Genomic DNA, 23371 nt, shown 5'->3' with positions numbered 1-23371 from the left:
ATCCTGGCCGCTTCCATTCAATCATTGATTTCAGCTTATTCAGCCCAGCAGGTAATAGCGTTCTTGCAGTAGTCAAACTGACCACTGTGTTGGCACGTAGCCACTGCTCTAGCGTAAGCCTCATCTCGCGTACTCCCCTCAAGGAATGCCGGAGTACTCGAGCGACCATTCCAAATAGGGCTAGTTTTACAGACCCATTTACCACCATCGGCCAGCGCCGCAGGCATGAACATCTGGACTCCAATCACTAATACGGACACCACCAAAGCTGATACCGACATAAGTTTCATAGTGTGTTCCTCTCGATGACGTTGGTATACTTACAATCCTTATAGCGCCTGAGCTTCAAGGTGTCTAGACCTCTAGATCTATTCAAACCGCGCCAAAAAAGGACCGCGAATCAAAATGACTCACAGGTCACTATGAAAGTACTCTTTCTCTGCACAGGAAACTCGTGTCGCTCGATTCTAGGTGAAGCGACCTTTAACCACCTAGCTCCGTCTGGCTGGAGTGCGATGAGTGCCGGCAGTCAACCTACGGGACAAGTGCACCCGCGGTCTTTAGCCTTGCTGGCACGCGAGGGCATCGCGACTTCAGGCTATTACAGCAAGTCATGGAACGACCTCCCTCATACCCCCGATATCGTGATTACCGTATGTGCCAGCGCCGCTGGCGAGACATGTCCGGCTTACCTGGGACCTGTGTTGAGAACTCACTGGGGTGTCGACGATCCTGCTCACGTTAGCGGAACAGATCAGGAGATCGACCAGGCCTTTTATCGGGCCTACAGTATCCTGCGGCAACGCTTTGAAGCATTCTTTGCTTTACCACTTGAGAGCCTAAGTAAGGATCCACCCTCGTTCAAGGCAGCTCTGGACAAAATTGGTTTAAGCTTACTAGCTTGAAACAGTGCTACAATCTTACAGTCTAACTATTTTGCGAGGATCTTATCAATGATCATGCATCTTCTGATAGCCTTAGCATTGGTTGCCGGCTGCAAATCTACGTCGCAATCTCAGGTCGCTGCTAGCACTGTTATTTCTGAATCAGAGATTCTCGATCTCACCAAATACAAGGCCACAGCGGAAGACTACGCCAAATTTCGTACTGAGCTTGGCACCCAATACGAAAGGCAACTGCAGCAGTTAACGGAGGCCCGCAAACAGACAGGTCGTCAGATTCCCAAAATTTTCGACTCACTCACCGAAGAGGAAGCCGTCGCGATTTACCACTACTCATCGATGGGCTACCGTACTCTCAATGCGGTGCTACGCAAGGCGGATATTGCCAATACCGCCAAACAGGCAGGTTTCATCAAAGTATTGAGCTCTGCCCTCAACAAGCTACCGGCTGTGCAGGCCACAGTCTATCGCGGCGGTATGCTGCCGGCATTTGGTAACGGTGATTATTTCTCCCCGTTCCACAGCATCAAAACGGTCGACCCCGATCGTCTCGCTCGTTTCAAGGTTGGACAAATATTCGTCGATAAAGGTTTCATGTCTACGTCGCTCCATAATCCCGACGGGATTAGACAGGCCTTTGGATGTCGCGAGGCCTTGTACACGATTCACGGCAACTATGGCCGCGAAATCTCAGCCCTTGCCGTGATTCCCAATGAGCGTGAAATCTTATTCATCCCCGGCAGTGAGTTTCGGATTGAAAAAATCAACAACACTTACCCACCGGAAAATAAGTGTAATAACGAGGTAATTGAAATAGAGGCGACCGAGGTTGAGCCTGGTACGTACAAGGACGAGGCTCAGTGAGCTTCATGTAGTATATATTATTTGTAAGCTATTCCAGCGCTACATGGTCCATGGATGTGCAGCTTTTCAAATCTAGTGAAGCCAATATCCTTGCACCATCCAGTGAAGTCAGCAAAAGAGTAGTCAAAAGCGTCACCAAACTCGATGAGCATATTGAGCGACATGAGCAGACCAAATGCGTTCTCGCGACGCTCATCATCGATCAAGTTCTCAATGACTACTACGGCACCTCCTGGCTCTAGAGCATCATAGGCTGCTCGCAGAATTTGCCGTTTCTGCTCCAAATTCCAATCATGAAGAATTAATCCCAGCGTGATCAGGTCGGCTCGCGGTAGCGGATCAGTGAGGAAGCTACCGCCGACAACGGCGATGCGATCCTCGAGACCCCATGCTATGACATGCTCCTTAGTGACCGTAGCGACACCAGGTAGATCGAATGCGGTTGCTCTGAGATGACTGTGCTTAGTCACGGCCAACTTGCTTAAAATACCTGTAGACGCCCCGAGATCTAGATGATGCTTGAACTGCGCAAACGGGAATTTGTCGGTAAACACATCAAAGTTGTGCTTTGACAGCCCCGACATGGCCGATGCAAATTGCCGCAACTTCGCCTCATCGGCGAAGATCTCATCGAATAGAGGCTTACCTTTGTGTTTCACCTCACTCTGAGGCTGGCCCGTACGCAGGGCTTCAGCTAAGTCACCCCAAAAGCGGTAGAGTCGACTGCCCGACATGGCAAATATGCCACCGACGTAGGCAGGACTGGCCGCATCAAGAAACTGTGCCGCCTCCGCCGTGTTGCTGTAGATGGCTGTCGGACCGACACCATCCTTACTGAGTAAACGCAGTGCCACCAGAGCATCGAGAAAATCATAAAGACCGCGTGGGTGTAGTCCCAGAATGGCCCCCAGCTCAGGGCCGGTAGCTGGACGTTTGCCTAGTTCGGTAAAAAGGCCCATTTGAGCGGCAGTGAGTAGAGTCTGAGAGGAAAAAAACCCGAATCCTAACGATAGTATACGGTCAGGTAGTAATGATTCTTTCATAGTTACTATCTCCATTCCATCAATTATGTTGATTTGGGAGAAAAAATCCTGTACTAATGTTATGCAATTTTTATTATTTTATGTCAACATCAATAAAGATTTAAAATATGTTTAAAATAAAGCGACACCTCATAGCCGTCTGTCTAACTTCCACCGCCGCCCATGCTGCCGGTGCTGGTGCACCAATCAACTACGACTTTTGCTCCCTGTCACCGAACGTTGCCAGGGAAGCCGACCCACGGCTACTGCCGCTGTGGAACGCCGCGACGGTTCAGGAGGAGACGGCTAAGCTCGCAACCAGTGACAAGTTGCTCGGAACCCCTCTGGCCGCTTATCCCACCTCTTATGTGGCTATGACCAAGGTCAGAGACAGAGAGCGATGCGGCGGTGATCTTGCCATCGCCGATCGTCAGAGTCGCCTGATTGGGGATCTGCTGGCTGATCTTATGAGTCGGTGGCTGGTGCTAAGCGTCGAGGAGTGCCAGGGCCTATCGGTCGATGCCCTAGGCATTTGCGGTTCAGCATCTCGCACGCTTAGTAACGGCCTTGGCACGCTGGAAAGTGCGCTCGACATGACGGCTGTATACCTTAGTTCTCATATGGCAACAGCGCTGTTGGCCGTTGTTTTTGACGACCAATTTTGGGCGCAAGAGTTTCCGCCGTCCACGCACTGTAAGTCCCACCCTTGTCCAAGCGGAGTGATGAAGTCTCGGGTCGATTTTTTACGTCGCTACAAACCCCACTATGACCTGAACAACAAATTTCTCGCAGCAAACATCAGCACCGTCGCTAGGTCGTTGCAACAAGCGTGTCTGATCAAAGGACCGGCCTTTACCATCGGCGCACACGTTGCTGAACGCCTGCCACTCGAGCCACTATTCAAAACAGTGCGCGACGAAACTTTTGCCGCGGTGCTAGCCAGTATTGCGGCCGTAAATCCAGATCTTCATCCCATGCTGCAGAAGTACGGAGATACTTATACCTCGCAATTTGCGTCCTTCGCGCTCTGGCAACACCCACCTCAAGCCTTCATATTTGCCGAGCGTAAGGCGCGTACGCTCCTGAGCAACGCCCTGATCACCAGTGGACTTGGGCTTCTCGGTTCTAGATCTCCCGAGGACTTAGCGGCTAACCCATGGTGCCAGTAGCCTAACGGTTAAGCCAGCCAGCCCGGCCTAAATGACTTATTGAAAACCTCAGTCAGAGCGCCTATTTACAGAAGCTAGGACCAAGCTTTTGGAGGCAATCATGACTTTTCTGCTCAAGTCACTCATCGCAGTACCGGCTCTCACTTTATCAATCGCAACGGTAGCATCAGCCAACGAAGGTGCTGCTGCATTGGAGCATGGCGAGAATGCTCTGACCGGATTCGTGTGCGTAGCCCGCAACCTTCGCGGCGCTGAGTACTATGGCTACAGCTACGGCGAGGGACCATGGGCACGTGACCAAGCTTGTAACGAAGCGCTTGGTAAGTGCTTTCGCGACTCCATTCTCGTGAGATCTTGCCACATCGTTAACGCGTGGCCAGGTTAATTTGCCGCTACGTTAGCAGGTCACGTTGGGCTCAAGTTGAGCGTCGATTTCAGCTTCCATCTCACGCAGGGATGCGAAGCTGGATCGATAGAGTACGTAAGGCACAACACCCAGCAGGTTTAGGCTCAATTGACCAAGGACGATGACATTAAAGATGTTGGCACCGCCGGTGAGCCCGACCATCGAGAACAGGCGCTCAAAAGCGACATGACCCAGTCCAAGGCCGCCGGGCGCAAGTGGCAGTGCCGTTGTCATGACACCCAGTGGATAAATAGTGCAGAAGATATCAAGATCTGGTGCCTGTCCTGTCAGCACGCGTGTCAAAAACAAGCCGTAAACTACGGCGCCTGACTGAATGACAATCGAGATCAGCACAGTCGCAACAAGCAACCAGGGGTGCTTACGGTAAGCTCGCAGTGCATCGTAAATTCCGTGGATTTTACCGAGTCCGGGAAAGTTGCGCGTAAATAACCATCGGAATGGATCCCGCCCCTCTTTAAATGGATACATCACTACGGCGTACCCGAACAGTAGGCTCGCCAATCCGACGAATACAAAGACGGCAAGCGGCAGCAGAGTCGGTGACGAGAAGAAAAAGCTCGGGTTAGCCAGAACTGCCGTCGCTGCCATGACAAACAGTGCACCGAGTCCAACCACACGGTCCAGGAGAACAGTCAGCATTGCCGCTGTTTTACCTTGTTTGGATTGCTCGCGAATGATGTAAACGGCTTTGATAATATCGCCACCAACGGCACCGGGCATCGTCGTGTTAAAAAAGAGTCCAATGAGCTGCAACCGTAGCGCTCTGAAAAAGCTCACTACTAAACCCAGTCCGCGCAGCAGCAACCACCAACGAAAAGTCCCCAGTAGCACACTGCCAATTCCCCAGACAGCCAAGTTACCAACGGCAATCCAAGGATTGGAAACCAGTATTTTAAGCTGATCGACGTGGAGTTTGTCGGAGTGGATGAGCCACCCAAGTAGGGCGGCGACAACCAAGAGCTTTAATAGAGTTTTAATAAGAGTCCGCATCGAGTTCTTATAATACTTTTATAGTTTATAGAAAAGCCCTTAATCACCAGGCAGAAGAGGCACGCTCAAACAGAGTAACACCCCGTCAGCACAAGATAAATAACCTTATTCCTCAAGTTTTCCACAAACGCGCCGACCCCTCTTCGTGTGGTGGCACCACCGCGTCGTGCCTGGCCCTCAGACCGATTAAGGGACCTCATGCCTACTAAACCCAAAAACAACATACCCCAAAGCGCTTTCATTCGTGCCAGTAAGATTTTTGCCTCAGGGGCCAAGGTCATGGCACGCGAAATGGCCTCCCACCTCAATGGCGGTAAGTCGCTTGGCCAGACCCGTATGAAACAAGCCCAGGACATCGTCAATACCCTTGGCAAACTCAAGGGAGCGGCCATGAAAGCTGGACAACTCCTCAGTATAGAGGCTGCCTCTTTTCTCGACCCAGAGGTCGTCGCCGTGCTCCGGCAGCTCCAGGACCACGCAAGTTTCATGCCTCTAGACCAAGTTAGGTTTATTCTCTTGCGTCAGTTCGGTCGTGATAAGTTTGACACCATCGAAGACATCTCGGCGGAACCTATAGCTGCGGCATCCATAGGTCAGGTACACACGGCCACAATTGCAGGAACTCCTGTCGCTATAAAAATTCAGTATCCGGGCGTCGCTAAGACTATCGATGCTGATCTTGCCGCCTTGAAAACCCTAATCATGTCGCTCGCCAAGATGACAGGACGGCAGCTGGATATTGAACCGGTCTTGGACGAGATCAACAAGAGCCTCAAACAGGAGGTCAACTATTTAAAAGAAGCGACCAATACTGAACTAGTACGGCAAGCTCTCACAGCTTCCGACTACGTCATCCCGCGCGTATATCACGAATATACTACGGAAACTGTGCTCACCGAGTCCTTCGAGACAGGCCTAAAAGTCAACGAGTGGATCCAAGGATCACCATCGCGCGACGAAGTTCAGCACTTCAGTCAGCTAGTCATTAAGCTCATGATCGACGAAATGCTACTGACCGGTGTAGTCCAAACTGACCCCAACTACGCCAACTTTCTTTACCGACCTAGCTCGCGGCAACTCGTTTTACTCGACTTTGGTGCCACGTGGACCTACACGCAGGAATTTCGACGAGATATGCAGAAACTCACATTGGCGCTACTTTCCGGTCAGATAGACGAAGTCATGACTGGCATCTACCACCGCGGATATCTCGACCATAAAGAATCGAACGAGACTAAAGAACATCTGCGCGAAATACTACGCCTACTCGGCGAGGTAGGCGCCGCCTATCCACAGCCTGTGGCCCTACGCGATGATCTCCCCCACCGACAACTCCGCTCCGCAGCGCATTCGGTTGGTCGAGGCATCAGGCATACCTCGCCACCTAAAGACCTCGTGCTCATCGGCAGAAAATTGACCGGGATGCTGCTACTTCTTCGTGAGATCAATGCACATGTCAACTTCGATCAGGTTAGAGATCATTTACGCTCGATCAACGTTGCCTGATGACATATCACCTCAGTGAAAATCACCATTAACTTTAAACCCTCCCCAGTAGGCGGGGTGAGCAAAATAGCGACGTACGACCAACTGCGCCTTGCGCATGGCTTCTGATTTGTCATGTCCTTCTGCGATGTAGCGATAAAAGCGCTTCATAACCACAGCGCTGGCCACGTCACTAGGGCGCCAAAGGTTGGCAACTACCGTTTTAGCCCCAGCGTAAAAAAGGGCGCGATTCATGCCAACAATTTCATCACCACGCGAAATTCGACCTAATCCCGTATCACAGGCGGATAGTGTGACCATCCTTGCCTTTAGTGGCAAAGTAAACATGCCCGCCACCGTCAGATCGCCATCAACGCCGCCACTGTTACTTAACTGCACACTCGAGTCACTAGGAGACGTTGGCCTAAAGTCACCATGAGCCGCTAGATGTAAAACATCTGAAGTCGCGGCCGCTTTGACAGCCTGAGTCACAGTAGCCTGGTCTCCAGAGAATTGACTTCGACGAGGGAAATAACGCCCTATTACTTCGCCCTCGCGATCAGCAAATGGCAACGGTCCATTTTTGGCCTGCACCCGCTGCGGGTTCGTCAGTGCAACGACATGACTATCTTTATTTAGAGGTGAGGCTTGGTTACCAAGCACAAAAGGGGTCGTCGACGCACTGTCCAAATAAAAAATAGGGAAGCGGTCGATGAGCAATTCATCCGCCTTAAGCGGCAATGCTGCAAAAGGGAGAAAATGGAGGCTACCAAAGGGAATAACGGCAATGCGACGACTGCCGTTGATCTCATTCTCTATAGGTTTTATAAGCAAATCAGCAAGCTGTCGTCCGATGTATTCCGTGCTTGAGTAGTTTTCTATGAGCTCACGAAATTCCGTAACTAAATCCATTAAATCATCGCTTGTAATCGCTACTGTAAAGCCTTTCACGGTATTGTTCTTAATCACCCAGATAAGGAGCTGATCACGCGTTGCGTGATATTCAACGACTGCAGTCTCTTTACCGAGCAACTGAGTTAACTCTTTCAGATCGATCGCCATCACCTGGTCGAAGGATGCTGCCTGAGGGCCTCGCAGCTTCTCTACACTGGACAAACGCCATTTCTGCGCACCAAGCGAATCCATGAAGGCTCTACTTCGCGACCGTTCACTCAAGTTCCAGGCCTTCTCGACGCGATCTTGGCTCATCAACAGGGCGGCATAGGATGAGTAAACTTCTTGAACTCCCGCATCTGCATAGAAACCACTACGAGCGTCGTCTGACTGCAATCCAGCGCGCATCGACTCTATGATTGTGACGGCCTTCTCAAAAGCTGATGCGGCATCCTTCAGGCTTCCTAATTTGACTCTAGCAGCAGCAATACCAGCATAACCGCGCCAGGCCATATCACGCATCGAGCTTTTTTCAGCTATTACCAAAGCCTTTTGAAAAGCGGCTTCGCCCTGCTCCCAGGCACCTTTTCTCATGGCTATATCAGCTAAACCAAAGTGGCAATATGCCGCATTAAACACCTGCCCCAATTCTTCACTCACCTTTAAAGCCTGGTTCAGCAGGTCGGTAGCAGCATTGAAATCACCCTTTAATATAAGGCTCAGACCAAGATTCCGACGGTCGAACGCCTGTGCACTCCGCGACTCAAGTTCTTCATCAATGCGCAAGGCCGTGTTAAGAAATTTAATCGACTCATCGACCGCACCAAAATCGCGCGCCCAAAATCCGTAGTTATTATAAAGAAGCGAAACTTGGCTACGAAGCTTGTACTCCTGTGCCATCGTGATGGCGGCATGAAAATCCTTAAACGCCACCTTGTACTGGCCGAGCTTTGCCGCAATCATAGCTCTTAATCCGAGAGCATCGATTTGAGCATTCACCTTACTTTGGGGCTGATCGATTTTTTCAGCCTCCGCGAGCGTAACCTTATTTAAGTCCCTAGCTTGCTGATACAGCCCGGCACGAAAATACGCGTTAGCCAACATTTGCGTTGCGCGCACCCAAAGTAAGCGCTGCTTTTCCCGATCAATTTTCGGCACCACGTCTTGCTCGAGCGACCTGATAGCCCCTTCCAAATCACCGAGAACGATCTTGGCATTGGCGGCGTCGATCAAGATGGGAATATAAAGGTCCGGTTTATTCAGCGACCTAAAAACATCAATGGATTTGCCGTAAAATTCGAGTGCTATCTGATATTCACTTAGGTAGCGATTATAGATATTACCAATATTGAGGAGCTGATTTGCTGATTCCTCGGGTTTACTCCTACGATAAAGTTCCTCTGCCTTGGTAAAGGCAATAATCGTCTCTTTATATTTCCTCTGATTCTCAAAATTAATGCCGCGATATTGATATATCTTGGCGACTTGGTCGTTCATACCTTCGTCAACGAATATGATCTCCGCCTCATCTAGAAGCCGCGTGGCGTCGTCGAACTTATTCGCACGCACCGCCAGCACCGCTGCGTCAATGATTGCGTTGGCGTAGTCGACGGGATCGAGTTCTTCTTTACCATCGGTCTGCCCTGTGGGCTTCAGTGGCTTCGCGATCCACATTTGATAACGAAACGCCTCAGCGTAATTACGCTCGCGAAACAGCACGGTCACCAGCCTCTTCAGTACCTGATCTTGGCGCTTGGTATCTGCTAAGCGTGTAGCCAGATATAGCGCCTTCTTGTAGGTGACAATTGCTGCATTGAGGTCCTGATCTGCAAGAGCGTCCTCGGCTGCTTCAAATAGCGGGTCGAATTGATCCGCCGCAAAACTCTTTTCTTCCGTACCGGGTATACCTGCGAAACCGAGGACCCGGCCCTTGATGCTCGCGAGTCTCGTCGCTTCAGCTAGAGACATCTGACCCAGGTCAGAATAAAATCTACTCCAATCAGCTCCGGCTCCATCGGTAACTAAAAGAACACTTGGAATTCCAGCTGCCGTCGCTGCCAAAGCAACGCTAGCCCACCCATCGTACCCCTCACCACTTGCTTGTAGTTCCGTTGGTATATTTCTTACATCGGCAAAAATAAGAGCAGTACTTAACGGCCAGCTTGAAGATGCAAGCTGCCTTAATGTCAAATGATTGCGGTGATTAAGCGCGCCACCATCTACGTACCTGGTCGCCGATACGTTCGGTTCTAGCTGGCTCAAAGACAGAGGTAGACCGATATGGACTAAATCAAATTTACCAAGTTTCACCGTGAGATTTTCGGTAGAATCTAATGGGACGCTGTCTATTACACGTGCCACGTTACCCTGCTTAATCGGTGTAGGAATATCACCCGCGCCCACGTAACCTAGATGCGCCTTAGTTAGACGTTTAAGTCCGCTCACTGTCTTGAGAAGGTCGGGCGACGGCAGATAGGTAATTGTCTTCGAAGCGATCATCGGCTTACCACCAAGATCCAGCTGTTCCCATGATACATCATAAAGCTCATCGGTTGGACAAAGATAAACTACACCCTCCGATGCCGCGGGGATCTTGCTACCTATAGAACGATAGGAACTGATCTCGCGCCACGACGAACCATTTCCCGCAATATTGACGACCTCGTCACTAGTTTTAGTCAGAATCCAAGCAATAATGTCCCCGTTACGCATCCTGTGAGGCATCACCAAAGTATCTTTAGTCCCAAGCGCTGCCTGCAACTGCTTCACGTCTTGCATGGCAAGTAGTGAATTCACCTTAGACGATGGCATTCCAATCCGAAGTGCCAAATCCCTAGCACTCAGGAGTTGCAGCTGCCTTATAAGCCTGACTCTCTCTCGTAGACCGTCAGGAGAGGCGGGCCGCTGCACGGTGACCGCTTCTACCAAAGTTCGTAAAAGTGCGCGATCAGTCGGCGTTGCAAGTGGTATACCTAGTGCCAACACCGACTCGACCGCATTTAGCGCCTCAGGAAGCTCCCCACGCTGATATTTCATTTTCCAGAGGAGGTCGTCGTTCCTGGCTACTTTATTCTGCCATTCTTCAACGAGAGCCTTAACCTCAGGCGTCTCAGTTTTACTACGTATACTAGACAGTAGCGTCAACATAGCCCCATCGATCCGCCTATCTGGCGTGGTTGCAGCTTTCATCAACCTTAGGGATTCTCGAATTTGCTCGAGTATACCCTCATCGGGGGCACCGGAGCGCGTCGCTTTGATAGCAGCCGAGATAGCAAGGGTATCGGCAAGACTCCTAGCCTGCCCTTTAGATCCAGCTTCGTATGCTGTGCGCATGCCGGCCGCCAATGTGTCGAGAGCTCGTTCTTCCTCCATTTGATAGGTCGAAGCCAAGAGGCCTAAACTTGCCAGTCGCAGCTCGACGCGCGCACGCGCGAGGCGGTTACTTAGTTCTGCTGGCGAAAGGTCAGGTTGATCTTTGGCCCGACGTATTTTGGCCTCTGCTTCTGCTGCGATGAAAGATTTTTTTGCCGCCTCGTGCATGCCCATTTTGAGCTCAAGAGCGCCGATATTATTTTGGAGGATACTAATCTCCTCTGCTCGCGCCAGCTTGTCTCCCTCTGCTTTTTGCAGCGTCGCCAACTTCTGTTGATAGGTAGCAAGCGCCAGGTCAGGTCGGTCGAGAGCCTCGAAAATCTTAGCCCTGAACGTCACGATGAGCATCCGCTTAGAGAAGAGATCAAAACCCTTTGCAGCCGCGCCTCCGCCTCCTAAATCGACTTTGATTGCCTCACCATCACCATTACCATTAGCTCCCTTGCCGTCACCCTCTTCGATGGACTTCAGTTTTCGCTCTGCGTCGGCAAAGTAGCTTAAGGCCTTAGACTGGTTTTGGTTCATGTAATGACAAAACCCGAGATTTGATAACGTACCGATCATATTGAGGGACTTACCGAGACGTTCTTCGTCGCGCAGTAACCGCTCATAATACTCGATGGCCTCGGCGAACTTGTTCTCTTCGCGCAGAGTAAGGGCGAGGGCGTCAATGGTATAGGCAATGCGCTGATCATTAGCGACACGTTGCCAAGCAGTTAAAGCTCGCTTTTGCAGGTCTTCTGCCAGTGCCAATTCTTCTACCTGAAAAGCTGACCTACCAGCACGTTCGTAGATGATCGCCTCGGTCCGTGGATCACGAACGGGAACTCTTTGCAGAAGTTTTATCCGCTGCAGATAATAAACCAGACTCTTTTGAAAATTATTCATCGCATAATAAGCGATAGCCAGGTTTTGCGCCAAGCTAGCTCGCTCTAAGGAATCCGAAGCACTCAAAAAATATGCAGTCTGATAGGAATCGAGGGCCAGTTCACGCCAATCAGGGTCTCCGGACCCGAAGAACTCGGCTACCATATTGGCGCGCTTACCCAAGTCGCCGATCAGAGATTCCCGCTGATACTGTTTTGTGAAGAAGCTCTTCTGCATGTACAGCCAACCTAGAGTTTGGTGTACATACAAACTTTGGCCGTTGAGTTGGCGCGCTGTTTCAAGGGTCTTAATAGATTTATCAATCGCAGCCAGGCGCGTGCCTCTGCCGTCCGCCTGATCGATCTCATAAGTCTGCAGGTAGCCCAAAACATAATTCCACACACCAGCTTTCGGATTTTTTGCAACTTTCTGCTCGTAGTACTCTTTAACCTTAGCTGTCTCACCGCGCATGTATAGGGCGTCAATTCGTCCTCTATGGGCACCAGTATTGACAGGATCAATTGCCAACATTTTTGCGTAAACTTTCAGGGCCAAGCCTGACTCCCTGTCACGCAGCAAGGACTCGCCTTGACTAAGCAAAAATCCAAGCTTGAGATTTGTTGCTCTCACCTTAAACTCTGGGGCTGCACTCCTGACATTGGCGACGAGCCTATCGAGCATTATTTCAGCTAAATCGTAGCGCTCTGCTTCTTGATCCAGTGCAACAAGTTTCTCTGCCGCGAGGAGTATAATCTCAGGTGACTCTGGATAGAGATCAACAATCTGTCGTAGCTCATTGGCGGCCACGGTCTTTTTCCCATCGGCCAGATAGATTTCCGCAATTCTCATGTGTGCTACCGCAGGAACTAATGGTATCCCCTTGGCATCAGCCCTGAGTTGTGCCAGTAATTCCATCCGATCTTTGCGTTCGTCGATTAATCGGACGATAAAGCGTGCGGCCCTAAGTCCGATCTCCCGATTCTTTGCATAATTTGCTGCTACATGGCGCAAAGCGCGTAAAGCGGCATCTAAATCGGCTGTAGCAGGCGTAATCATCGCTGCATAAAGTGCCGCCTCAGCTTGAATATCATCGTCAGGCCGGGTGCTTGCAACCAAGGCAGCAAGCGTCTTGTTAGCTGCAAAAAACTGTCGCTGTGATGCCTGCAGTCTGGACTCAATATATTGCGAACGATGCGTCACTCTTGAAGAGGTTCTACCGTACTCGCCCTCGATCTGCCGCCGTCGGCCGTCGAGACCTGAAAGATGAAGTCTTTGCGCAACCGTCAAGGCCCCTACGTAGTTTGGGTAGAGCAACGGATCCAAGTCCAAATCGACCATGGTTAAGGCGGCCAATGCCTGCGCTTCTTGGTTGCCAGAAGCATTGCTCTGGATCTTGTCGAATGCCCATTTAGCTTCGACACGATGACCTCGTCTCGCCATCCACGCCAGCTCTAGGAGAGCAGCCTCGATAGTGTTGGTCGCGTCTTTGCGGTCACAGAACGTAGCGGCCGCCCGCCTCACTAGATAAGTACGTTCATGCTCATTTTCCACCTTAGCTAACTGGCTCTTCAGTTCGCTCAAGTCACCATCGACGGCCGCCTGTCCCGTTGCCGGCAATTTAAATATGTTTAACCCTTCGTTGGTTTGGAGGCCTACGTAGAGGAGGCCTCCGCGAATCTGTGGATAGTAGGCGCCAAATTTGGCTGATGTGAGAGGTTTCATGGCGTAAGTTTCCCTAGCCTCACCCGCGGCCAAGGCACCTAAATAGACCGTCCAGACGGTAGGACGATCGTCGCCATTTAATTTGCCGTCGTTATTGGTATCGTCCGCATACCGAATAAAAACCAGGCTTTTGCTATCATCGGAAAACTGCGGTTGACCATCTTGTACGGCTCCGCCGACGGTGATTTGCATGGTGCTTTTTGTGCGCATATCATACACATGGATAGCCCCGCTTCTAACGAATGCCAGAAGTTTACCGTCTCGAGATACACTGGGCTGCTCGCCCCAGAGATCGCCAAGTGGCTCGGGCTTCAAATCTTTAATATTGACTGTCATCAGGCGTGGAATCTTTTCGCCTGGTTCTCTTGCCGCAAATACCAGCTTCTGACCGTCGGGGAACCAGAAAGGGCTCGTGTCCTCCGACCGTGGCGCATTCACTTGCTCCACATCGCGTTCACCGCTAGAGAATAGTCCCTTAACGCTGAATCCGAGGTCCATGATGGCAACATCACCTGCAGCATCATGCCGCCGCGAAATGAATGCCAGCTTTTTGCCGTTGGGACTAACTACAGGGGCAAAATCATCAGCCGGATGTTGCGTAAGCTGGCGACCAAAGCCGCCCGCGGAACGCTTGACCCATATTTCCTTATTACCGTTTCGATCGGACGTATAGAAGACGTAAGCCCCGTTAGGAGATAGATCCGGCGCAAAGTTTGACTCATTGCCGGCTGTTACCTGCATAGGTTCCTGAAATTTCAGCTGAGCCTGTCTACTCAGGTCGGTCCTAACTGGTTCCGTGTAGATGTCTCGCCGACAACCCGCTCCAACAAGAGCCGAAAAAACAAGCGCAAAACCTAACCAACGCTGCACGATGACACTCATGAGCTTTTACTCACATCAGCGATCTTCTTTTGCCAGGTACCGCGATCATCTTGGAACCATTGCCCAGGCGCGAGAACCTGTCGTCTGATCTTGGCATACGTCTTCTGAACCTCGGGCAGATCACTTGCGTGTAGATTTGGATTTGCAGCGATAATGCGTTGCCAAATAATTGCACGATCCCGATTTTCTTCGCCTATTAATTTTCTGGCAAGCTGCAGCTGTGACGGTGATACCTTAGCCCCGCTGGCAAGTGTGCTTGGTAGCAAGACTACCATGCCCGTGGACGTTTCACCGATGAGACCTAGATCAGCAAGTTCGCCGATGTCATCTTGGTTAAACTGCTGGTTGAGTCGTGCATCAACTGCCGGCTTGCGTACGACAGGTACATTTGGTCCACGGACAGAGCTGGCAAGAATGAGATCGTCATCCAGCTCCTTGTAGGAGCCCATCACCTGATTCTCGAGCGCCGAGCGAGAGCCCGTGACGTTAAAGTTAAAGGTGCATGCTGGTAGCCCGACTACACATACCAACACGAATAGCAAATGCTTACTTTTCACGATTACTCTCTTCATCAACCCGCCTTCGCTTGATCCTTAAAGTTCTGGAGGATTTGTCTAATGGGAAATTTTTGCAGCTTCGGTGTCGGAATTGGTGCTGCTAGTACACGCACGTCAACATCCATGCCTACTTCTCCGTTACGAAGGGGGATAGAGACGCGCCTAACCTCGCCTATGTTTAGCGCTCCACGGATGTCTCTTATGGTCGGATTTTGCTCGTAAGGATCAACGTAGAACAGCATCATCTTCAACTGTTCCTTACCGATCGATGAAATCTCAATATCACCGGCGATGTCGCTTGAATTTAGGTCAAAGAGAATGTGAATGGTGGCATCAATGTAGGGACTTGCAAAGATATCCCATGAGGCCGCCTTGTCTTTCAGATTCGGAAATCGCTCGATCAACTTTCGCGTATCTAACCTAGTCATATGAACCGACGTCCACAGTTTTTTAGGGATCTTTTTTGGCTCCGTCTCTGTCGTGTCAAAGGCAAGTTTAAAGTCACCTTCTATCTTGCCGCCCAGGAAGTTCATCAAAAACTGATTGAGAGCAAAGAGGCTTTGCCGAAGCTCCATATCGAGCTCCATATTTGTCACCTCTAAATTCGCCACATCGAGCCTTTTAATCGAAAGTGGGCGTCTATCGGGATAAAACGGCTTCACCGCCGCATAATCAACCATTGCCATCATATTGGTATCTGCCGGCATCCTCGTGTCATTTTTCTTTAGATACTGATCCATGGCTCTGGTGACGGCACTATCCTCTGCATTACTGCCGCTCTGGCGTCGATCGGCATCGTCATCACTCACGGCAATTTCCGGGACTGAGGTGGCACTTGGATCAACACTGGCGCCTTTGTCGACTACTGCAGCAACCGCACCGTTCGCCGCAGCAATCTTTTTTTCGGCCGCACGCCTTTTGACTTCTTTTAGATCTGGTAGAGCTACATCTTGTTTGAACGGAATCTCACCATCTATGTCTTCAACCATCAGGATCGCTGATTTACCTGGCTCTTTAGCAGGAATAGAGACAAAGAAGTGGTCAAATTTGGCAGCACCCGTAACAGTCATCGTCCGCATATCTTTACTGATCATGCTCAGATCAAATGCGGCTTTGCCTTTGGTGCTCATCCCATCGGCAAGGGCCTCATTACCAGCATGGGTCATCGTACTCGTAAGCCGGAGATCAAGATTGGTAGGTAAAAATTCCTGGTCAATTTTGGTCTCAGCATTAAGTGCGAAGGCTGCACCGAAATCAGGGACCTTGACACCCATATCCTGAACCTTAATTTCCCTGAGACCGGATTGATGGATCTTTGCTCCGAAGGTGAAATTGCTAATTGGTCGCGGCAAAATCCCCCCGACGCTAGTATTAGCAATGGTTATTTTAGTCATGACATCGGTAGTTATCTGGCCAAGTAGTTCTGGGATCTTGTTGATATCGATCGGCGAGGGTAGATGATTGTCCACATTAGTGGTGAAATGGAATTGTCCGATTTCCACTGGCATCGGTGGCGCTTCTGGCTTTGGATGAATCAGTTTCAATTGACCGAACTTTTGCTGGAACGCCATTCTTTGACTATGCAAATCGCCGGCAATAGCAACATGCGTCTCAGCATCGCTTAGCTTCAGCTCATCAAAGGGCAGAGTGAGCCCTAATCTCTTGATATCCGCTGCCAGGTCAAATTTAAGATCAGCGCGCTTGACGAGCTCCTCGGTTTTAGTCGTGCGAGGATCTGGTATCAATGCGCGCGCTGCTAACTTGAACGAGGCGCTACCCTGCATGCGCTGCGGCATAAATGCACCTAGTTTAAGAGTGTCTGTCATTGAGGCCATGATGGCGTGAATTTTAGCAAATGAATCTACATTGGCATCCACGTTGGCTTTCAGGCTTTGGCAGGCATTTTGACAGTCGATCATTGCCGATAGGGAGGTTAGGCCAGTTAGTTCTGCGTTGGTTGTGAATGCCAAGCGCGACAGATCTTGGCGTCCCTGAGCATCGATATCTATGACCAACGGAACATCGACTTTAGCTATCTTAGGTCCGGAGGCGACTACCCTATCAGCCTCAACATCCACCTTGAAGATGGGGACCAGCTTGTCAGGCCACAATAAACGACCCGCTACCTTAGTGGTAAGACCATGGACACCGGCTGTGACCGGGCCAAGTCCCGTATCCTTCTTCATGAAAAGTTTGGGAAGGTCGAAGTCAACACTAAGATCAATCTGCGAATTATCGCTGGCAACGGCAGGAGCAACCTGAAGAGAAATCTCACTACTAAGGGGCGCCATATCAAGACCGAGCTTAGGCAAATCACCTTTGACATCACGCAGCCAAAGTTTCATCGAAACATTTGGTAGCTTGCCACCCTCGGTAGCAACTTTTGTGAGCTTTGCTGGCTCAACGCTACCCTCAATCGTGAAGTCTTCAAGCGCGATTTCCCCCTCGGCCGTGAGGCCTGGGACAAAAGGGCGCCCCAGTTTGGCAACCTCTGCTAGATCGATCTGTAGATCCTGACTTAGGTGTAAATCAAAACGCGATAGACTCGCGTCGTTGACACCGATTAATCCGACAAACTCATAAGCTAAGGCATCAGCCACTGCGACGTTGATGCCCTCGATCTTTACACCCTTTAAGTCCTCCGTGAGCCCAAGCCTGACGCGTAGATCAGTAGCCAGATCGCTATATTGCAAAACTGGCGTCGCAAGTTTTGCCGTATTAGCGATCAGGTCTATCTGAAGACGACTTAGCTCTAGGACATCGAGACGCAGGGCGAAAGGTTCCTCAACAAGCAAGGCACGCTGGAGCTTCTGACCCAATGCGGCAGCTTTTTGTACGCGGATCTTGAGGGGCCGATCGATAGGACTCAGGGATGAGATCCAAATATCACTGTCACGACGATACCCCCTCACACCAAGATCAAGAGATAGTCCCTCCAAGGTGATATGCTGTGCAACCGTGCTGTTGTTTTTGTCTTCATCCGTTTTGATGTCGAGACTCAAATTAGCAATGCCAATATTTTGAATCAGTAGTCGCACGGGGAGCGACAGACGCCTTGGATCGATGGGAATGAGGTCACCAGTCTTCGCGGTTGGCTCCTCTGCTAGTGGCTTTGGCTTCGGCTCAGCCGGGAAATGCGCCGCTCGGTAGGCAAGGATCGAATCAAAGTTAAAGTGCCCACCAGCTTTTTTCAGTTTGATGACCGGCTCTATCAGTTGTAACGCCGACAGATGGACATATCCTGCCAAGAGCTGACGTGTGCTGTACGTAAAGCGAAACTCTTTAAGTTGCAGGAGCGGCTCTTTATTAACCTCGCCGCCACTTCTAATACCGCGGGTATCACCCTGAACCGGCGGATAAAAAGCTAGATCATGTAATATCAGTCCCTTGAAAAGCCCAACATCTACCTGACCCAACTCAAGCCTACCGCCCGTTTGCGCGGCGACTAAAGCAACGAGGGCGCGACGCGTGCGTGTTGGCGTCAGGGCACTGTCCAGAGCCAAAAGGGCAAGTAGGAACAGGATCAAACTGGCTACGTGCCCCCATACGACAACGCGCAGTAGAACCCGGCCAAGCTTCCATCGCTTGAAAAACAGGGGGTCGGTCCATGCTGAAGGCTTGGGGCCTTCAGCACTTGGAGGGCTTGAGTCGTCGCTCTGTGACACGCGTCTTTACTTACAGTTGGGGCCCGAATTGGACCAGAGCCCGACCTGCATCACTGTCGGTAAAGCGCTCAAAGCGCTCCACAAACATTGCTGCTAGCTTGCGCAGTGTTTGGTCGTAGGCATTCTTATCGGCCCAAGTCGTGCGTGGATTTAACACGGCACTATCAACATCATGCAAAGCTTTTGGAATTTGGAAATTGAACACTGGGAACTTCTCGAACTCGGCCTTCTCGAGCGAGCCATCTAGAATCGCATCGATAATGCGGCGCGTGATCTTGAGGCTCATACGCTTGCCGACGCCGTAGGGACCACCACTCCAACCCGTATTGACGAGGTAAGCATGGGACCCATGCTTGCGCATTTTCTCAGCCAGCACTTTGGCGTAAACCGTAGGATGCAGCGACAAGAAGGCATTGCCAAAACACGGCGAGAATGTCGCCGTTGGTTCTTTGACACCAATCTCAGTACCCGCAACTTTAGCAGTATAGCCTGACAGATATTGGTACTGCGCCTGCTCAAAACTTAGTTTAGCCACTGGTGGCAAGACACCGTAGGCATCGCAGGTGAGGAAGATAATATTCTTCGGGTGACCACCTTTAGACACTGGTTTGACGATATTTTCAATGTGGTAGATCGGGTACGAAACGCGGGTATTTTCCGTCTTCGACTGATCGTTAAAGTCAACGGTGCCATCGGCTTTGACAACCACGTTCTCAAGGAGAGCGTCACGCCTGATCGCTTGGAAGATTTCAGGCTCCGTCTCTTCCGATAGATTGATGCATTTCGCGTAGCATCCACCCTCGAAATTGAAGACACCGTCATCATCCCAGCCATGCTCATCGTCGCCGATCAGGGCGCGCTTAGGGTCAGTGGAGAGCGTCGTTTTGCCGGTACCGGAGAGACCGAAGAAGAGTGCCGTGTCACCACTCTTGCCTTGGTTGGCAGAGCAATGGAACGATCCGATGCCCTTAAGAGGCAGGACGTAGTTCATCACGCTGAAGATGCCTTTTTTGATCTCACCGCCGTACCAGGTCCCACCGATGAGCTGCACTTTTTCGTCTAGATGAAACGCCACGAATACCTCGGAGCGAATACCCAGCTCTTTAAAGTTATCCGCTTGAGTCTTACATCCGTCCAAGATCGTCCAGTCAGCCTTGAAAGTCTTAAGCTCCTCAGCTGTCGGGCGGATAAACATGTTCTTGGCGAAGTGCGCCTTCCATGCGAGTTCCGTGACGACACGCAAAGCAATCCGCGTCGCTGGGTTAGCGCCGCAGTAGGCTTCTATCACGTAGAGCTTTTTGCCGCTCAGCTGCTTGGTCACTAGCGATTTGAGACTGGTCCACGTCTCTTGCTTCATTGCATGGTTGTCGGAGCCGGTACCGGCCCACCAAACGTTGTCCTTATTATTCGGATCAACAACGAGATACTTATCCTTCGGTGAACGACCGGTGAAACGACCGGTATCGACCGATACCGCACCGGTCTTGGTCAGCGTGCCGCGTTCAGCCGCTGGCGTCTTAGGGCTGGTTTCGTCGGTGTAGAGTTGGTCGTAACTGGGGTTGTAAATAAGCTCGGTGGCATCGTGAATGCCAAGCTTATCGAGGCCAAGTTTTTTGAGGGTCTCTTTGATCGTTGTGGTCTGCTGCGTCATATAGACTCCAAGTGTCTGAAATATGAACCAAAGGCAGACTTAGACCTTATCAGACATCGTCCGCCAGGCTTGATGGGAAAAGAAAAACCCAAGTAAATACAGATGCTTAAAAAATCACCCCGGGAAGATCTTCCCCGGGTTGAAGAGCCCTTTCGGGTCCAGCAGCGACTTGATCTGCCGCATCAGCGCAATTTCAGCATCACTGCGAGAAAAATGCAGATCCTTAGTCTTCAAAAGCCCAATGCCGTGTTCGGCACTGATGCTCCCTTTATAACGCCCAAGTAACGCAAAAACTTGCAATTCAACTTCCCGAGCACGGGCTTGAAAGGCGGCAAAATCCTGCGATTTTGGCCCAACATAGTTGATGTGCAGATTGCCATCACCAAGGTGACCGAAGATTACTAGCTGCATATCCTTGGGCGCAGATTGCACTATCGGCTCGAGGTCGGCAATAAAATCCGTGAGCTGGTTGATGGCGAGCGAAATGTCGTTTTTCCGCACGTGTCCATGCTTGGCAATACTTTCTGTAATGTTTTCGCGTAGGCCCCATAGCTCTTTGGCCTGTGCCGAGGACTGTCCAATCACGGCATCGGTGATCAGATCGTCGTTGAAGATCTGCTCAAGCAGTGGCTCCATCACCTGTTGGCCACTCGGTCCTTCTTCAACCTCTAGGAGCACGTAGTAAGGCGAAATCTCAGCAAATGGTGTCCGGGCACCCATCGCATGCTCTAGTACGATCTCATGCGCCACGCGGGTAAAGAATTCAAAAGCCGTGAGCTGCACGCCAGCGCGATTACAAACGCCAAGGATCGCCGGAATATCGGAAAACTTGCGCACGGCCATCACGCTGACCTGCATATTCCGCGGTGGTGGCGTCAATCGAATGGTCGCCTTGGTCACGATCCCGAGTGTACCTTCGGAGCCGATAAATAACTGACGCAAGTCGTAACCTGTGTTGTTCTTGCGCAGGCCGGTGTTGAGATCGAGAACCTCGCCACTTGGGAGTACAACCTCAAGACCAAGCACTTGCTCGCGCATGCCGCCGAAGCGGATAAACTTAACGCCGCCAGCGTTAGTCGCGATGTTGCCGCCGATGTGACAGCTACCTTTAGCCGCTAAATCTAGCGGGAAAAATAGGCCCACATCTTTGGCAGCCTCTTGCGCCTGCTGCGTGGTCACCCCAGCCTGCACGCGCATCGTCATACCGACGGCATCAACGTCTTCAATCTGGTTCATGCGGTTGAGCGACAGCACTACCTCGCCGTTGGCAGCGACCGCACCTGCTGCGAGTCCTGTCCGTCCTCCACTTGGTACGATTGCCAACTGATTGGCGTTGCAGTACTTGACGATGGCCGCAACGTCTGCCGTCGATGCCGGCAAAACTACTGCCCCTGGATTGGGTGTATGGATGCGCGTCCAGTCCCGACCGTAGGCCTCTAAATCATTGGCTCCGGTGAGGACAAAGGCATCACCGAGGAGTTTACGAAAATAGGTGAGGTGGGACTCGTGCAACATGACAGTCACTCCGCTTGTGGGTCAGTCAGTCCGTATCATGCGAGTTTCGCGCCTCCTGATCAACGCTATAATCCGTATAATCCCTGGCAATCCGGCTCTTCGTCGACTCTGGCCAAGGCAACAGGACGGGCCGGACGAATCCGGACAAATAGGTTATGCTCGAAGTTCCTGACCACGTGAGGACCGATCATGACTCATGCCACCGCAACTGCTGCCATTTTGGCCGTGGGCTCCGAACTACTTGCCGGCCAAATCGTCAACGGCAACGCTGCCTGGCTGTCGACGCGCCTTGGAGACCTCGGTCTAGTCGTTACGAATCACCTGACGGTGGACGATATCGAGGCTGACATCGTCGCTGCCATCGCACAGCTCACCTCAAAAATCGACGTTCTTTTTATCACTGGCGGGCTAGGGCCTACCTCGGATGACCTCACGCGTAATGCTGTTGCCCAGTGGGCAGGCTTGCCGCTCATCTTTGATCCTGACTCCTGGGAACACGTGAAAGCACAGCTCACACGCGTCGGGGTTGCTGTGCCCGAGGCCAATAGGCAGCAGTGCTTTTTTCCGACTGGAGCACAGATACTCACCAATAGCGCCGGTACGGCCAACGGTTTTAGGCTCTCGGCCAAAGGCAAAGAGATCTGGGTGTTGCCTGGACCACCGCGCGAGATCGAGGCGCTCTGGCAAGATCACATGCACGGCGAGCTTGAGGGACGTGTGCCGCCGCGTGACCGCAAGATCACCAAAATGTGGCGTATGATTGGCAAGGGCGAGTCGCACCTGGCGGAGCTTGTCACGCCAGTCGTGCATGGACACGATGTCGGCCTTGCCTACCGGGTGCATGCACCGTATGTCGAACTCAAGGTGAGCTTTCCTGCCAGCGATAAGGCGCGTCATGCAGCACTTTGCGACCAGCTGACGACGCTGCTCAGGCCCTGGTTATTCGAAACCGACAAGGAAGACACGCCGTCACAGCTCGTCGCCCTGTTAGCGACCTACCCCAGTGTTGCAGTGATCGATATGGCCACCCATGGTCATCTGGCCGCCATGCTCACAGACCAGCTCCGTGAGATCGCCGCGACACGTGACATCCTCGTCCAAACCCAATGGCGCGCCGCCCAAAAGTCACCTAAGGACGCCGTCACGGACGCCTTGGATAAGGCCCCTCGGTTTGCCTTGGTACTGGCTGTGGCGGGTGTCGATGCCAGCGGCAACTGGACCTTGGGCTGGCGCGTGGGCGGGCAGAGTTTTCTAGCTGAATACGCGGCACCCTTTAAACACACGGTCCACCGGTCCAGGACGCTCAAGGCCATTGCAGCATTGGCGGCTAAGTCTTGGCATGCTGCCTTGAGCGCAGCGGCGTCGCAGTGAAGCGATCAGCGAGGGC

The 23371-nt window shown here is 51.5% G+C and carries 14 protein-coding genes; 6 read left to right on the top strand and 8 right to left on the bottom strand.

The window, feature by feature from the left end:
* Positions 1–35: 35 nt before the first annotated feature.
* Complete coding sequence (locus FJ146_00130) at positions 36–290, bottom strand: hypothetical protein (GenBank protein ID MBM4250360.1); 255 nt, start codon at positions 288–290, stop codon at positions 36–38.
* Between the two features lie 132 nt (positions 291–422).
* On the opposite strand from FJ146_00130, the gene FJ146_00125 reads away from it, so the two are divergent.
* Together FJ146_00125 and FJ146_00120 are read left to right on the top strand one after the other, a co-directional pair.
* Positions 423–905 carry an arsenate reductase ArsC gene (locus FJ146_00125; protein MBM4250359.1) on the top strand — a complete coding sequence of 161 codons (483 nt, stop codon included), beginning with the start codon at positions 423–425 and terminating at the stop codon, positions 903–905.
* Positions 906–953: 48 nt separating this feature from the next.
* Entirely contained in the window at positions 954–1766 is an 813-nt protein-coding gene (locus tag FJ146_00120) for a hypothetical protein (GenBank protein MBM4250358.1), read from the top strand.
* A 17-nt stretch (positions 1767–1783) separates the two neighbouring features.
* Here the strand turns inward: FJ146_00120 and FJ146_00115 are convergent, their stop codons facing one another.
* Complete coding sequence (locus tag FJ146_00115; protein ID MBM4250357.1) at positions 1784–2809, bottom strand: methyltransferase; 1026 nt, start codon at positions 2807–2809, stop codon at positions 1784–1786.
* A gap of 107 nt (positions 2810–2916) precedes the next feature.
* Here FJ146_00115 and FJ146_00110 point away from each other — a divergent pair, with 107 nt between their 5' ends.
* Both FJ146_00110 and FJ146_00105 read left to right on the top strand, forming a co-directional pair.
* Positions 2917–3957, top strand: coding sequence for a hypothetical protein (locus FJ146_00110; GenBank protein MBM4250356.1), 1041 nt, complete (start codon positions 2917–2919; stop codon positions 3955–3957).
* A 100-nt stretch (positions 3958–4057) separates the two neighbouring features.
* The gene (locus FJ146_00105) at positions 4058–4342 is read left to right on the top strand and encodes a hypothetical protein (protein ID MBM4250355.1); all 285 of its coding nucleotides are present in this window, start codon (positions 4058–4060) and stop codon (positions 4340–4342) included.
* A 12-nt stretch (positions 4343–4354) separates the two neighbouring features.
* On the opposite strand, the gene FJ146_00100 is transcribed toward FJ146_00105, so the two are convergent.
* Positions 4355–5374: a flippase-like domain-containing protein gene (locus FJ146_00100; GenBank protein ID MBM4250354.1), complete on the bottom strand. Its 1020-nt coding sequence runs from the start codon at positions 5372–5374 to the stop codon at positions 4355–4357.
* 198 nt (positions 5375–5572) lie between these two features.
* Here FJ146_00100 and FJ146_00095 point away from each other — a divergent pair, with 198 nt between their 5' ends.
* Complete coding sequence (locus FJ146_00095) at positions 5573–6880, top strand: AarF/ABC1/UbiB kinase family protein (protein ID MBM4250353.1); 1308 nt, start codon at positions 5573–5575, stop codon at positions 6878–6880.
* Positions 6881–6892: 12 nt separating this feature from the next.
* On the opposite strand, the gene FJ146_00090 is transcribed toward FJ146_00095, so the two are convergent.
* From FJ146_00090 to FJ146_00070, 5 genes are all read right to left on the bottom strand, one after another.
* Complete coding sequence (locus FJ146_00090) at positions 6893–14596, bottom strand: CHAT domain-containing protein (GenBank protein MBM4250352.1); 7704 nt, start codon at positions 14594–14596, stop codon at positions 6893–6895.
* On the bottom strand, positions 14593–15168 hold the full coding sequence (locus tag FJ146_00085) for a DUF1318 domain-containing protein (GenBank protein ID MBM4250351.1): 576 nt from the start codon (positions 15166–15168) through the stop codon (positions 14593–14595). Before FJ146_00085 ends, FJ146_00090 begins: the two co-directional genes overlap by 4 nt.
* Positions 15168–18818: a hypothetical protein gene (locus FJ146_00080; protein MBM4250350.1), complete on the bottom strand. Its 3651-nt coding sequence runs from the start codon at positions 18816–18818 to the stop codon at positions 15168–15170. Before FJ146_00080 ends, FJ146_00085 begins: the two co-directional genes overlap by 1 nt.
* A 10-nt stretch (positions 18819–18828) precedes the next feature.
* Entirely contained in the window at positions 18829–20469 is a 1641-nt protein-coding gene (pckA, locus tag FJ146_00075) for a phosphoenolpyruvate carboxykinase (ATP) (GenBank protein ID MBM4250349.1), read from the bottom strand.
* A 114-nt stretch (positions 20470–20583) separates the two neighbouring features.
* Positions 20584–21984 (bottom strand): FAD-binding oxidoreductase, encoded by a 1401-nt coding sequence (locus FJ146_00070; GenBank protein MBM4250348.1) that lies wholly within the window; start codon positions 21982–21984, stop codon positions 20584–20586.
* A 189-nt stretch (positions 21985–22173) separates the two neighbouring features.
* On the opposite strand from FJ146_00070, the gene FJ146_00065 reads away from it, so the two are divergent.
* Entirely contained in the window at positions 22174–23355 is a 1182-nt protein-coding gene (locus FJ146_00065; protein ID MBM4250347.1) for a competence/damage-inducible protein A, read from the top strand.
* The last annotated feature ends 16 nt before the right edge of the window (positions 23356–23371 follow it).

The organism is Deltaproteobacteria bacterium, from assembly GCA_016874735.1.
Classification (GTDB): Bacteria; Bdellovibrionota_B; Oligoflexia; order Oligoflexales; family CAIYRB01; genus CAIYRB01.
This window is presented reverse-complemented; position numbering and strand designations above follow the sequence as displayed.

Excerpts from the sequence above, each read along its gene's own strand:
- FJ146_00130 (MBM4250360.1), bottom strand. The coding sequence starts at position 290 with ATGAAACTTATGTCGGTATCAGCTTTGGTGGTGTCCGTATTAGTGATT.
- FJ146_00125 (MBM4250359.1), top strand. The coding sequence starts at position 423 with ATGAAAGTACTCTTTCTCTGCACAGGAAACTCGTGTCGCTCGATTCTA.
- FJ146_00120 (MBM4250358.1), top strand. The coding sequence starts at position 954 with ATGATCATGCATCTTCTGATAGCCTTAGCATTGGTTGCCGGCTGCAAA.
- FJ146_00115 (MBM4250357.1), bottom strand. The coding sequence starts at position 2,809 with ATGAAAGAATCATTACTACCTGACCGTATACTATCGTTAGGATTCGGG.
- FJ146_00110 (MBM4250356.1), top strand. The coding sequence starts at position 2,917 with ATGTTTAAAATAAAGCGACACCTCATAGCCGTCTGTCTAACTTCCACC.
- FJ146_00105 (MBM4250355.1), top strand. The coding sequence starts at position 4,058 with ATGACTTTTCTGCTCAAGTCACTCATCGCAGTACCGGCTCTCACTTTA.
- FJ146_00100 (MBM4250354.1), bottom strand. The coding sequence starts at position 5,374 with ATGCGGACTCTTATTAAAACTCTATTAAAGCTCTTGGTTGTCGCCGCC.
- FJ146_00095 (MBM4250353.1), top strand. The coding sequence starts at position 5,573 with ATGCCTACTAAACCCAAAAACAACATACCCCAAAGCGCTTTCATTCGT.
- FJ146_00090 (MBM4250352.1), bottom strand. The coding sequence starts at position 14,596 with ATGAGTGTCATCGTGCAGCGTTGGTTAGGTTTTGCGCTTGTTTTTTCG.
- FJ146_00085 (MBM4250351.1), bottom strand. The coding sequence starts at position 15,168 with ATGAAGAGAGTAATCGTGAAAAGTAAGCATTTGCTATTCGTGTTGGTA.
- pckA (MBM4250349.1), bottom strand. The coding sequence starts at position 20,469 with ATGACGCAGCAGACCACAACGATCAAAGAGACCCTCAAAAAACTTGGC.
- FJ146_00070 (MBM4250348.1), bottom strand. The coding sequence starts at position 21,984 with ATGTTGCACGAGTCCCACCTCACCTATTTTCGTAAACTCCTCGGTGAT.
- FJ146_00065 (MBM4250347.1), top strand. The coding sequence starts at position 22,174 with ATGACTCATGCCACCGCAACTGCTGCCATTTTGGCCGTGGGCTCCGAA.